We start from the raw sequence: 13,510 nt of genomic DNA, 5'->3' as shown, positions 1-13,510 counted from the left end.
TTGCTTTACCGTATTGATCTACATCTCCACCCGGGTCATGACCCCCTGCAGCTTGGTCGCGGGAAGCTTGTTGAACTGCACGAAGTTCGGGGTCAGCTTCTTCATCAGTGCGAACAGCTTCCAGACCGGGTTCCTGGTCTCGATGTCCTCGATGCCGTAGAAGATCACCTTCTCCACGATACCGTGCTCCTTCAACTGCGTCTCTATGTCGAGTAGTTCCATGTAGCCGGCGCTGATCTGGAAGAATTCGAGCCCGGTCCCTACGTCCTTTTTGTGCCGGGCGATGTTGCCGAACGGCTCGTCGGTGCGGACGATGGAGATGAGGATGTTCCGCTCGTAGATGATGTTAGAGCGGATCATGCAATGGACGATGTAGGGGGGGATGACGTCGAGCGCCTTGAGGAAGAAGAGCGCTGTCCCCGGGATGTTCTTGTTCTTGCCGTAGATCTGCTCGTAGGAAAGCATGAAGATGTCGAGGTCCAGCGGGCGCAGTGCGCGGTACAACTGGCGCTGCCCCTTGGTCCAGACCTGGATGGTGATGAACGGCACCGAGGCGAGCGCGATGGACCAATAGGCGCCGTGCACGAATTTGGGGAAGGTCGAGGTGAAGTAGATGAGGTCGATGACGGCGATGACGGCCACGACCGGGACCTTCCATTTCTTCGTGGTCTTGGAGAATACCATGATCATCATCAGCGCCGTGATGGTCATCGAACCGGTGACGGCCATGCCGTAGGCGGCGGCGAGGTTCACCGATTTCTGGAAGAAGAACATGACGAAGATGACCGCGCACATAAGCGTCCAGTTGACCACGCCGATGTAGATCTGGGACTGGATGTGCTTTGAGGTGTAGTCCACCTTGAAGAGGGGCATGAGCCGCGTGGTTATCCCCTGGTAGACGATGGAGAAGACGCCGCTGATGATCGATTGCGACGCGATAATGGTGGCCATGATGGTCAAAAGCAGGAACGGGATGTAGAGCAGGCTTGATTGCTCCTGGATCATGCCGAAGAGGATGTTCTTCGCGTCCGGGTGCTTGAGCAGGAAGGCGCCTTGACCCAGGTAGTTCAGGTAGAGTGCGGCGAAGACGAAGTACCAGGCCCGGATGATGGGCTTCTTCCCCAGGTGCCCCATGTCGGCGTAGAGCGCCTCGCCGCCGGTGGAGCAAAGGATCACCTCGGAGAGGACGAAGTAGCCGGCGATGCCGTTTTCGCGGAAGAAGTCGATGGCGTACATCGGGTTTATCGCCGCGACGATGCCGGGGGTGCCCGAGATGGAGACGAGCCCCGACACGAGGAGCGAACCGAAATAAAGGATCATGATCGGCCCGAAGACCCCGGCCATCTTGTCTGTGCCGCGCGATTGGAAGAAGAAGAGCGTGAAGGCGATCAGTGCCGCGATGACGACCAGCACCCCCTGTCTCGTCGCCTCCAGCCCCGGTATCAGCAAAAGACCCTCGACGGCGGAGAGTATGGAGATGGCGGGGGTGATGACCCCGTCCCCCAAGAGAAGCGAAACCCCGAGGAAGGAGAGAAACCCCGCGAAAGCCAGCACCCGCCCCTGCTTGAAGAGCTTGATGATGATCTCCCGAAGCACGATCTCGCCGCCTTGCCCCTTCTTGCCGAGGCTCATGGCGAGCCAGGCGTACTCCGCAGTCACCAGAATGGTCATGGTCCAGAAAACAAGACAGAGGATGCCGTAGACATTGGCATGGGTCGGCTTGGTCAAGGTGAAAACGACGGTGAGTGTGTATATGGGGCTCGTGCCGATGTCACCAAAGACGAGGCCCAGTGCTTTCACGATGCCGCCCCAGAATGAATCCTGAGTTTTGTGGGTCATAGAACTCCTTTGAGACAGTGACACGCTGGCGGCGTAAGGTAAAAGCAGTGCCAAGTGCCCCGGTGCCAACGCTTTATACACTATTCCGTCTGCGTTTGCCACCTTCGCATGGAAATCGCCCTCTCAAGCCGCCTCCACAACCCCCTGAAACTGGCGGAAATCCCCGTTTGGCATTGACATTCTGCGACATAGCTTGTAGTTTATGTCGTTTCTCTCAGGGCTTTAACTGACAGTGCGGAGGCCGTTACATGGACTACAAAGAAACATTGAACCTGCCCCAAACCAACTTCCCTATGAAAGGGAATCTTCCCCAACGCGAGCCGGAGATGCTCAAGCATTGGGAGCAGGTGGAGATAGACAAGAAGATCGAAGAGGCCGGCAAGTCGAAGCCGCGCTACGTCCTGCACGACGGACCTCCCTACGCCAACGGCCACATCCACATCGGCCACGCCCTCAACAAGATCCTCAAGGACATCGTCCTCAAGAGCAAGAGGATGGAAGGTTTCGCCGCCCCCTACGTTCCGGGGTGGGACTGCCACGGGCTCCCCATCGAGCTGCAGGTGGAGAAAAACTTAGGGAGCAAGAAACACGAGATTTCCAAGCTCGAGATGCGCAAGCTTTGCCGCGAGTATGCCGCGAAGTTCGTCGCCATACAGCGCGCCGAGTTCGAGCGCCTGGGGATCTTCGGCGAGTGGGACACGCCGTACCTGACCATGAACGCGAGCTACGAGGGGGCCATCGCCCGAGAACTCGCGCGCTTCGCCGAAAACGGCGGCCTCTACAAGGGTAAGAAGCCGGTGCACTGGTGCTCCTCCTGCGGCACGGCGCTCGCCGAGGCCGAGGTGGAGTACGCCGACCACAAGTCCCCCTCCGTGTTCGTGAAGTTCCCGCTCAAGGAGGAGCTGGGCAGCGTCGTCCCCGAGCTTGCCGGCAAGAAGGGCTCCATGGTGATCTGGACCACCACCCCCTGGACGCTCCCGGCCAACCTCGCCATCGCCATCCACCCGGACCTCGACTACGTGGCGCTGAAGCTTGAAAGCGGCGACGTCGTCATCGTGGCGGACGGCCTGAGGGAGAGCTTCCTGAAGGAGATCGGCGCCGAGGGCGAGCTGCTGGCGAAATTCCCCTCCAGGATGCTTGAGAAGCGGCTTGCCCGCCATCCGTTCTACGAGCAGGACTCCGTCATCCTCCTGGGCGAGCACGTGACCCTGGAAGCAGGTACCGGCTGCGTCCACACCGCTCCCGGCCACGGCCAGGAAGACTACGAGCTGGGGCTAAAGGAAGGGCTCGACATCTACAACCCGGTCGACAACCGCGGCCGCTTCTACGAGAACATCCAGTTCTTCGGCGGCCAGTTCGTCTTCGACGCCAACAAGAACGTGATCGAGAAGCTGATCGAGGTCGGGGCGCTTCTCGCCCAAAAGGAGATCTCCCACTCCTACCCGCACTGCTGGCGCTGCAAGAAGCCGATCATCTTCAGGGCCACCGAGCAGTGGTTCATCTCCATGGAGAGAAACGACCTGCGCGGCAAGGCGCTTACCGAGATCAACAACGTGAACTGGATCCCGAAGTGGGGGCGCGAGCGCATCTACGGCATGATCGAAAACCGCCCGGACTGGTGCGTCTCCAGGCAGCGTTCCTGGGGCGTTCCCATCACCGCCTTCTACTGCAAGAGCTGCGGCAACGTGCTCGCCGACGGCAAGATCATGCACCAGATAGCCGACCTCTTCGCCGAGCACACCTCCGACATCTGGTACGACTGGGATGCCGCAAAGTTCCTCCCGGAGGGAACCTGCTGCCCCTCCTGCGGCAAGGGCGAATTCGACAAGGAAACCGACATCCTCGACGTCTGGTTCGACTCCGGCGTCTCGCACGCGGCGGTCCTGGAATTGCGCGACAACCTCTCCTCCCCGGCCGACATGTACCTGGAGGGAAGCGACCAGCACCGCGGCTGGTTCCATTCCTCGCTTCTGGCGAGCGTCGGCACCCGCGGCCGTGCGCCTTACAAGAACGTGCTGACCCACGGCTTCGTCATGGACGGCGCCGGCAGGAAGATGAGCAAGTCGGTTGGCAACGTGGTCGCCCCCGAGGACGTCATCAAGAAATTCGGCGGCGACGTCTTGAGGCTCTGGGTGGCGGCGCAGGACTACCGCGACGACCTGCGCATCTCCCAGGAGATACTCACCCGTCTCTCCGAGAGCTACCGCCGCATCAGGAACACCTGCCGCTATATCCTGGGGAACATCCACGACTTCAACCCGGACACCGACCTCGTGGCTTATGCCGACATGCCGGAATTGGACCGCTGGGCCATGCACCAACTGGAGCTTTTGAAGGAAAAGGTGCTCGCCTCCTACAAGGACAGCGAGTTCCACATCCTCTACCACGCGGTGAACGGCTTTTGCACCGTCGAGATGAGCGCCTTCTACCTCGATATCCTGAAAGACAGGGTCTACACCAGCAAGAGCAGCTCGCAGGCGAGAAGAAGCGGCCAGACCGTGATGTACCTGATCCTCGACGCCCTGGTGCGCATGGTCGCGCCGGTACTCTCCTTCACCGCAGAAGAGGTCTGGGCGGAGATGCCCGGCACGCGCGAGTCGAGCGTGCACCTGGCGCAGTTCCCGGCGCTCACGCCTGAGGTCAAGGACGAGGCGCTCGCGCAGCGCTACGACAAGATCATCAAGATCCGCTCCGAGGTCTCCAAGGCGCTTGAACTGGCCCGCGTGAAGAAGGTGATCGGCCATTCGCTGGACGCCGCCGTCGCCATCAAGGCCAGCGGCGACACCGAGGCGCTTTTGAAGGAATTCGCCGGGGAACTGGCGCAGATCTTCATCGTTTCCAAGGCGGAGCTTGCCGCGGAGGTCGGCGGCGAGGTGTACCAGGCTGAAGGGATCGAAGGGCTGGAAGTCGGCGTCACCGCCGCCCCGGGCGAGAAGTGCGAGCGCTGCTGGTGCTACGACGAGCAGATCGGGCAGGACAGCGAGCATCCGACCCTCTGCCCGAAATGCCTGGCTGCGGTGAAATAGGGCGTTTTTCGGACAGAACTTCTAAGGACTCTATGAAAGCAAAGTACATCATACTGCTCGCGGTCTCCGTGCTGGTGCTGGTCCTGGACCAGGTGACCAAGGTCTACATCGACAAGACCATGCGGTTGCACGACTCCATCACCGTTATCGAGGGGTTCTTCAACATCACCTACCTGCGCAACAAGGGGGCGGCCTTCGGCATCCTGGCTAACTCCTCCTGGCGGCTCCCCTTCTTCCTGCTGGTCTCCGCCGTGGCGGTCGTGGTCATCCTGGTGGTGGTGAGCCGCCTGCGGGACGACCAGAAGGTAAGTGCCCTCTCCCTCTCGCTCATATTCTCCGGAGCGTTAGGCAACCTGATCGACAGGGTGAGGCTCGGCGAGGTGATCGACTTTCTCTACGTCCACTGGTACGAGCATTACTGGCCCGCCTTCAACGTAGCCGACTCCGCCATCTGCGTAGGCGTCTTCCTGCTCGCCATAGAGATGGTGCTGGAAGAGAGAAGGGAAAAGGCGCAGAAGAACGGCTAAAAGCGAGGCAAAATCTTCGCCACAGAGGTCACAGAGGACACAGGGGCTTCACAGAGGAAAAACAAAAACCGGAAGGCTTAGGGTTTAAAACCCAAACGCTTTCCGGTTTTTTGCTTTCCTCGTTTTGCTTTCCCCCAGTGAACCTCTGTGACCTCTGTGACCTCTGTGGTAATGCTTTGCTTTTTATGCCCCTTCTTCCATAAGCGAGCTGAAAAGGTCGCGGATCTCCTGCGGCAGGCGCCTGGGGCGCATCTCCGGGTTCACGCAGGCGAGCGTCACCTTCGCTTCGACCAGGAGCTTCCCGTCCTCTTTTCGCACCACCTGTTGTGCTGCGGTGAAGGAGCTGTTTTTCAGCGCCGCTATCTGCGTCCGCACTTCCAGAAGATCGTCCAGCCGCGCCGGCGCCCGGAAGTTAGCCTCTATCGACACCACGGGGAAGATGATCCCCATGTCGTGCATCTCCCGCACCGAGAGGCCGTGCTTTCTGAGGAACTCGGTCCTCGCGCGCTCCATGTAGCTGATGTAGTTGGAGTGGTACACCACCCCCCCCGCATCGGTATCCTCGTAGTAAATACGTACTTCCATCGCTCCTCCATTGAAAAGGGGGACAGGCTACTTTTATTTCAAAAAGTAGCCTGTCCCCTTTTTAGTCATAGCCCCTCCCCCTCTGTGGGAGGGGACATACCTTCGCTTCCCAGCACCCGCCCGTACACCTCGCGAACCGCGCCGGTGACACGCTCGTAGTCGGCCATGAGCGCCTCCCCAGGGTTTTTCAGCATCGGGTCGTAGCCGAGCCTTCTGGCCAGCTTGTTCAGGTACTTGAGCGGCCCGCCAAGGTCGTTCATCGAGTAGTCGTGGATGATCCGCAGGCGGTTCTCCAGGCGGCGCAGGAACTTGTAGCCATCGGAGAGGGCATGGTAATCATGCCCGGGAAGGATCCCCAGCTGGTGCATGGCATCCATGGCGCGCAGCGTGCTGGTGCTGCGGATCTCACGGTACTCACGCCCGTGCTTCAGCTGCAGGAACTGGATGATGAACTCGACGTCGACCATGCCGCCGCGGCCTGTTTTGATGTTGTAGCTCCCGCTGGTCTCCTTGGCTAGCTCGTTCTCCATGCGCATGCGCAGCCGGTGGATTTCGCTGCGGACCGTCTCGTCGGCGCCAGCGCCGTACACGGTCTTCTCGATGATCCCCTCGATCTTCTGCTTCAGGTCGGGGTCGCCGTAGGTCACCCTGGCCTTGGTCAGCGCCTGGCGCTCCCAGATCTGCGCCTCGGCCTCGTGGTACCCCTGGAACGCCTCAAGCGAGGTGACCAGCGGGCCGGCGTTCCCGGAAGGGCGCAAGCGGGTGTCTATCTTGTAGGCGTACCCCTCGCGGGTCTGGGTGGTGAGTACCAGGATGATCTTCTGCCCCAGCTTGGAGAAGTACTCGCGGTTGGTGATGCTCTTCTCGCCGTCGGTGTACCCCTGCCCCTCGTAGATGTAGATGATGTCCAGGTCGGAGTGGTAGTTGAGCTCGAATCCGCCGAGCTTGCCCATGGCGACGACGGCGAAGGCCGCCTCGCGTTCGGAGCCGTCTTCGTCTTTCACTATCGGGCGTCCGTAACGGGCCAGTTCTCCGGTGGCAAGGCAGCAGGCAGCGGCCAGGCAGACGTCGGCCAGGTCGGTCAACTGCCGCGCCACCTCGGGCTGCTTCATCTTGCCATGGACGTCGTTCATGCCGATGCGCAGGAACTCTTCGTGCCGGTAGCTGCGCATGGCATCGAGCTGCTCCTCGAAGTCGTCCGCCTGGGTCAGGAAGTCGTCCAGCTCGTGCGCCATGGTGGCGCGCTCCTTCTGCAGGTAGGCGTAGCCGCGCGTGGTCATGCTGTCCAAGAGTTCCGGGTGCCCGATGAAGATCTTGGAGAGGAACTCCGACATCCCGAACAGCGAGGTGAGGAGCTTCAGTATGTCGCGGTTTTCGGCGAGGAGCGCGTAGATGGAGGCGCGGGTCCTGGTGGAGGAGAGGAAGCGCTCCAGGTTGACGAGCGCGAGGTCCGGGTCGGGCGCCGCGAACACCTCCTGCAAAAAGAGCGGGGCGATCTTCTCAAGGGTGCGGCGCCCCTGGTTGGTGAGGTTCACCTTGGCCGGCCCGTCGCGCAGCACCAGGAGGTTGTCGTAGGCGACGTCAGGGTTCTCGAACCGCCGCTCCTCCAGCATGTCCTTGATCAGGTCGGGGTCGGCGTTGTGGTCGAAGAAGTAGTGCACCTCGGGGAGCACCTCCTCCTTGATCTTCTCGTCCCGTGAGAGGAAGAGGTCTCCGTAGATGGCGGAGACTCCCTGCCGGTGCAGTTCCAGGGTCTCGCTGAACCGGTGCAGCCCGTCCTTTCTCAGGTAGCCGCAGCGCCTGGCGAGCGCCCGCAGCTCTTCTTCTTTCCTTGGCAGGGCGTGGGTCTGGCGCTCCTGGACCACCTGTATGCGATGCTCCACGGTGCGCAGGAACCGGTAGGCGTCCGAAAGGGCGACGCAGTCGGCTTCCTTGATGATGTGCGACTGCCTGAGCGTCTGCAGGGCGGCCAGCGAGTTCTTCACGCGCAGGTTGGGGTTCTTCCCGGCATATACCAGCTGCAGCGCCTGGATGAAGAACTCGATCTCGCGGATGCCGCCGCGCCCGAGTTTGATGTTGACCTCCCCCTCCTGGCTTCTCGCCAGCGAGGCGTCGATCTTCTTCTTCATCGCCATCATGTCTTCGACGAGGTTGTAGTCGAGGTAGCGGCGGTAGATGAACGGGGTGAGGGCCGCGAGTATCGCCTCCCCGAGTTCGATGGATCCTGCAACCGGGCGCGCCTTCATCATGGCGGCGCGCTCCCAGGACTGCCCCCAGGACTCGTAATAGACCTCGGCCGAGCGCATCGAGGTGGCGAGGTCGCCGGCCTTGCCGTCCGGTCGCAGCCCCATATCCACCCGGAAGACGAAGCCGTCCTCGGTGACCTGGGAGATGGCGCGGCTCACCATCTCGGCGAGCTTCACGAAGAAGGAGTGCAGGGAGAGCTTTCCCTTGAAGCCCCCCCTCCCGTCGGGAATGCCGGTGCTCTCCCCCTTGTCGGAGGAGTAGAAGTAGATCAGGTCGATGTCGGAGGAGAAGTTGAGTTCGCGTCCCCCGAGCTTTCCCATGCCGATGATGGTGAATTCCGCCTCCACCTGGCCGTCCGGTGTGGTCTGCATCGGCGTGCCGTGCTCACGGGCCAGCTCGGCAAGGGCCGCCTCGTAGGCCAGCTGCAGCGTCACTGCGGCGAGAGAGGCGAGCTCCCCGGTCACCTCTTCCAGCGGGGAGAGCCCGTTCAGGTCGCGGGCCGCGATGCGCAGCATCTCCGCGTACTTGAAGCGGCGCAGGTGCGCGAAGAGGTCTGCGTACCCCGTCCCCTCGGGGACGCGGCTGCGCAGGGTGGCGAGCATCTCGGGCTCGGAGCGGCTGCACATGATCTCGCGGTCGAGGAACAGCCTTTTGAGGGACGACGGGTCGCGGCAGATGAGGTTGGTGAGGAAGGGGGAGGAGCCGCAGATGTTCATCAACTGGGTGAGGAGCGCCCGGCGGGAGCAGAGTTCCAGGAGGATATCGTTGGGGACGGCGGTGCTGATGCGCTCCAGGCCGTTCAAGGCCATGTCGGGAAGGGGGGTGGCCAAGGCGGCGATGGCGACCTCGATCAGCCGCTCGCCGGGGAGCAGTTCGGATAACAGGCGCAGGTTTTCCACCGAGCGGGCGCCGTAGCTGTAGCCTCCCTGTTCGAGCAGCTGCGCGAGCCCGCTCCCCTGGCGCTGCGACAGCGCGGCGAGGAGCGCCCCCGCCAGATCCGACTGGCGGCGCGTCATTGCCCGACCAGCGCCTTCAGCTCCCTTTCGTAATCGCCGCGCACCACCCCTTTTTCTGTGATGATTCCGGTGATGTAGCGGGCGGGGGTGACGTCGAAGGCGGGATTTCTTACCTTAACCCCTTCGGGCGCGATCTGGTTCCCCTTGATCTGGGTCACTTCCTCGGAGGCACGCTCCTCGATCGGGATCAGGTCGCCGTTGGCAAGCTTCAGGTCGAGCGTGGATATCGGGGCCGCGACGTAGAACGGAATCCGGTTTTCCTTGGCGAGGACGGCGACCGAGTAGGTGCCGATCTTGTTGGCGGTGTCGCCGTTCGCCGCGATGCGGTCGGCGCCGACCACGCAGAAGTCTATCTGGCCGGTCTTCATGAGCCAGCCTGCCATGTTGTCGGAGATCAGCGTCACCGGGATCGAGTCCTTCATCAGCTCCCAGGCGGTGAGACGCGCGCCCTGGAGCCAGGGGCGGGTCTCGTCGGCGAAGACGCGGATTCCCTTGCCCGCCTCGTGCGCGCCGCGGATCACGCCGAGCGCAGTACCGTAACCTGCCGTCGCCAGCCCCCCTGCGTTGCAGTGGGTGAGGATGGAGGCCCCCTCCTTGACCAGGGCGGCGCCGTGCCTGCCGATCTCCCTGCAGATGGCGAGATCCTCGGACTCGATGCTGATCGCCTCAGCCTTCAGGAGTTCGCGGATGGAGTTTAAGTCGAGTTCCTTATGTTGCAGGGCGACCCGCTTCATCCGCTCAAGGCCCCAGAAGAGGTTGACCGCGGTAGGGCGGGTGCGTCCGATCACGTCGCAGACGTTTTCGAGCTGGCGGTAGAAGGTGTCGAAGCTGTCGGCGATGATCTCGCGCGCCCCGAGAGCGACCCCCATGGCGGCGGCGATGCCGATGGCGGGAGCCCCGCGCACCACCATGCCGCGGATGGCCTGGGCCACACCCTGGAAGTCGGTGTACTCGTTGTAGACCTCCTCGGCCGGGAGCCTGGTCTGGTCTATCATGATCACCTTGTTGTCGCGCCACTCTATGGTTCTGAAGGACATCGTCTACCTCGAAAAAAGTTCAAAGGCTGTTGCACACGGATTTTACGGATAACGCGGATAAAATCGGATCAACCAAAAATCCTTTTTCTGGGTTTAATCCGTGCTTTTTCCGCGAAATCCGCGTCATCCGCGTGCGGCGCCTTTGACGGGTTTATCCCTGCAACTTCTTGAGCAGCAGTTCGTTTACGACGGCGGGGTTCGCCTTCCCTTTGGAGGCACGCATGACCTGGCCCACGAAGAAGCCGAACAGGGTCTCTTTGCCCCCCCGGTACTCGGCCACCTGCCCGGCATTCTTCTCCAGCACCTCGTCCACCATGGCCTCGATGGCTCCGGTATCGGAAACCTGCACCAAACCCTTCTCCTCGACGATCTTCTCCGGCGTCTTGCCGGTCTTGTACATCTCGTCGAAGACCGTCTTGGCGATCTTGCCGGAGATGGTCCCTTTCTCCATCAGCTTCAAGAGGTCGGCCAAGAGGGCCGGGGTGACCGGGCATTGCGCGATGGAGCGGTTGTTGTCGTCGTTGAGGGCGCGGGTGACCTCGCCCATGACCCAGTTGGAGACGGTCTTCGCCTGCGGGAACAGGGCGACGGTGTCCTCGAAGTACTGCGCCAACTCGCGGCTTGCCACCAGGACCTCGGCGTCGTACTCGGAAAGCCCAAGCTCCGACATGAAACGCGCGCGCTTTGTCTCGGGAAGCTCGGGTAGCCCGCCGCGCACCTTCTCGATCCAGTCGTCCGAGATGATAACCGGGACCAGGTCGGGGTCCGGGAAGTAGCGGTAGTCGTGCGCCTCCTCCTTGCCGCGCATGGAGCGGGTGGTGCCGGTGTTCGGGTCGAAGAGTCGGGTCTCCTGGACCACCTTGCCGCCGTCGTCGAGGATCTCCGCCTGGCGCTCGATCTCATACTCGATCGCCTGCTTGATGAACTTGAAGGAGTTGATGTTCTTCAGTTCCGCGCGGGTGCCGAAGACGGTCGAGCCGACCGGCATGAGCGAGACGTTCGCGTCGCAGCGGAAGCTCCCTTCCTCCAGGTTGCCGTCGCAGATCCCCAGATACATGACGATCTGGTGCAGCTTCTTCAGGTAGGCGATCGCCTCGTCCGGGGAGCGCATGTCCGGCTCGGAGACGATTTCGAGAAGCGGGGTGCAGGCGCGGTTAAGGTCGACGCAGGAGTCGTCCACCCCGGGGATGTCGGCGTGCACCAGCTTGCCGGCGTCCTCCTCCATGTGGATGCGGGTGATCCCGATCCGTTTCTTTTCCCCCTCCACCTCGATGTCCAGGTGGCCGTGCTGGCATATGGGGAGGTCGAACTGGCTGATCTGGTAACCCTTGGGGAGGTCCGGGTAGAAGTAGTTTTTCCGGGCGAAGACGTTCCTTTTGGTGATGGAGCAGTTGGTGGCGAGCCCGGCGCGGATGGCGTATTCCACCACCTGCCGGTTCAGTACCGGGAGCGCGCCTGGTAAGCCGAGGCAGACCGGGCAGGTCTGGGAGTTCGGCTCCGCCCCGAAGCGGGTCGAGCAGCCGCAGAAGATCTTGGTGTTGGTGGTGAGCTGGGTGTGGACCTCGAGCCCGATGACGACCTGATATTTCATAGATAGCTCCAAAAAACCTAAAACCGTTAGCAAGGAGAAAATCTGAGGAAATCTGAGCAAACCAAACAACGGCTTTTGGTCTTAACCGCTAAAGGCTTTGAGTCTTAAATTCTCTGGTTCACGGTTTTCTCAGAAGTCCTCAGACGTTCTCCGTGCCAACGGTTTTGACTTTGTTTTACAGCGGCGCCTTCTTCAGGTGCCACTTAGTCTCCCTTTCGAAGGAGTACGCGGCGGTGAGGATTTCCTGCTCGCCGAACGGTTTCCCTACCAGCTGCAGCCCGATGGGAAGTCCTGCGGCGCTGAACCCGGCAGGAACAGAGATGCCGCAGGTTCCGGCCAGGTTCACCGGAATGGTGAAGATGTCGGAGAGGTACATCTGCAGCGGGTCCTCGAGCTTTTCCGCGATCTTGAAGGCCGGGGTGGGCGCTATCGGGGTCAACAGCACGTCGACTTCCTTGAAGGCGTTCAGGAAGTCCTGCTGGATCAGGGTGCGCACCTTCTGCGCCTTGACGTAATAGGCGTCGTAGTAGCCGGAGGAAAGGGCGTAGGTTCCCAGCATGATGCGGCGCTTCACCTCGGGGCCGAACCCCTCGGCGCGGCTCTTGGAGTACATCTGCGCCAGGCCCCTGGCGTCCTCCGCGCGGTGCCCGAAGCGGACGCCGTCGTAGCGGGCCAGGTTGGCGCTCGCCTCTGCGGTGGCGATGATGTAGTAGGTGGCGACGGCGTATTCGGTGTTGGGGAGGCTCACCTCACGGATGTCGGCGCCGAGGCTCTGGTACAGGGCGATTGCCTCGTCCATGGCGCGCTTCACGTCCGGGTCGAGACCCTCTATGAAGTACTGCTTGGGAAGGCCGATCTTCATACCCTTCACGCCTTTGGCGAGGGAGGCTAGGTAGTCGGGGACCGGGGTGTTGACCGAGGTGGAATCCCTCGGGTCGTAACCCGCCACCGCTCCCAAAAGGAGCGCCGAGTCGGTAACGTCGCGGGTGAGCGGCCCTACCTGGTCCAGCGAGGAGGCGTAGGCGATGACGCCGTAGCGTGAGACCCTGCCGTAGGTCGGCTTCAGTCCCACGCAGCCGCAGTGCGAGGCGGGCTGGCGGATGGAGCCGCCGGTATCGGTTCCTAGTGTCGCCGTCGCCGTGCGTGCGGCGATGGCGGCGGCGGAGCCCCCGGAGGAGCCGCCCGGCGTGCAGGAGAGATCCCAGGGGTTCTTGCAGGGGCCGAAGTAACTCGACTCGTTGGAGGAGCCCATGGCGAACTCGTCCTGGTTCAGCTTGCCGACGATGACCGCGCCCTGCTCCTTGAGCCTCGCGACAGCCGTGCCGTCGTAGGGGGGGACGAAGTTTTCCAGGATGCGCGAGCCGCAGGTGGTGCGGATCCCCTTGGTGACGAAGATGTCCTTGAGGCCGACGGGGATCCCGGTCAGAGGCGCGATCTCGCCTGCGGCGATGCGGCGGTCGGCGTCCTCTGCCTGCACCAGCGCCTGCTCCGGGGTCACGGTGATGTAGGCGTTCACCTGGCTGTCCACCGCCTCGATCCGGTCCAGCATGGCGCGGGTCGCCTCGACGGAAGAGACCTCCTTCGCCTTCAGCTTCTCATGCAGCTCGTGTATGGTTAGGTCGAAAATTTCCATTGATAACAC

At 61.9% G+C, this 13,510-nt stretch carries 8 protein-coding genes; 2 read left to right on the top strand and 6 right to left on the bottom strand.

The annotated features are described in order from the left end of the window. Positions 1-18 precede the first annotated feature (18 nt). Positions 19-1,839, bottom strand: coding sequence for a KUP/HAK/KT family potassium transporter (locus K419_RS0110990; RefSeq protein WP_026841630.1), 1,821 nt, complete (start codon positions 1,837-1,839; stop codon positions 19-21). A gap of 248 nt (positions 1,840-2,087) precedes the next feature. Between K419_RS0110990 and ileS the strand changes: the two genes are divergently transcribed. Continuing rightward, the gene (ileS, locus tag K419_RS0110985; protein ID WP_026841629.1) at positions 2,088-4,865 is read left to right on the top strand and encodes an isoleucine--tRNA ligase; all 2,778 of its coding nucleotides are present in this window, start codon (positions 2,088-2,090) and stop codon (positions 4,863-4,865) included. Positions 4,866-4,897: 32 nt separating this feature from the next. Next, positions 4,898-5,392 (top strand): signal peptidase II, encoded by a 495-nt coding sequence (lspA, locus tag K419_RS0110980; protein WP_026841628.1) that lies wholly within the window; start codon positions 4,898-4,900, stop codon positions 5,390-5,392. A gap of 183 nt (positions 5,393-5,575) precedes the next feature. On the opposite strand, the gene ybgC is transcribed toward lspA, so the two are convergent. The 5 genes from ybgC to gatA all read right to left on the bottom strand — a co-directional run bounded on the left by ybgC (position 5,576) and on the right by gatA (position 13,501). Further along, positions 5,576-5,977, bottom strand: coding sequence for a tol-pal system-associated acyl-CoA thioesterase (gene ybgC, locus K419_RS0110975; protein ID WP_026841627.1), 402 nt, complete (start codon positions 5,975-5,977; stop codon positions 5,576-5,578). A gap of 65 nt (positions 5,978-6,042) precedes the next feature. After that, positions 6,043-9,240: a bifunctional [glutamate--ammonia ligase]-adenylyl-L-tyrosine phosphorylase/[glutamate--ammonia-ligase] adenylyltransferase gene (gene glnE / locus K419_RS0110970; RefSeq protein ID WP_026841626.1), complete on the bottom strand. Its 3,198-nt coding sequence runs from the start codon at positions 9,238-9,240 to the stop codon at positions 6,043-6,045. Continuing rightward, positions 9,237-10,277 carry an S-methyl-5-thioribose-1-phosphate isomerase gene (gene mtnA / locus K419_RS0110965; RefSeq protein ID WP_026841625.1) on the bottom strand — a complete coding sequence of 347 codons (1,041 nt, stop codon included), beginning with the start codon at positions 10,275-10,277 and terminating at the stop codon, positions 9,237-9,239. Before mtnA ends, glnE begins: the two co-directional genes overlap by 4 nt. Positions 10,278-10,428: 151 nt before the next feature. Next, on the bottom strand, positions 10,429-11,868 hold the full coding sequence (gene gatB / locus K419_RS0110960) for an Asp-tRNA(Asn)/Glu-tRNA(Gln) amidotransferase subunit GatB (protein WP_026841624.1): 1,440 nt from the start codon (positions 11,866-11,868) through the stop codon (positions 10,429-10,431). Between the two features lie 175 nt (positions 11,869-12,043). Then, positions 12,044-13,501, bottom strand: coding sequence for an Asp-tRNA(Asn)/Glu-tRNA(Gln) amidotransferase subunit GatA (gene gatA / locus K419_RS0110955; RefSeq protein WP_026841623.1), 1,458 nt, complete (start codon positions 13,499-13,501; stop codon positions 12,044-12,046). Positions 13,502-13,510 lie beyond the last annotated feature (9 nt).

This window comes from Citrifermentans bremense R1, assembly GCF_000426865.1.
Taxonomy (GTDB): Bacteria; Desulfobacterota; Desulfuromonadia; order Geobacterales; family Geobacteraceae; genus Geomonas; species Geomonas bremensis.
Note: the sequence above shows the minus strand (reverse complement) of the source record. Positions and strands in the feature narration are given on the sequence as shown.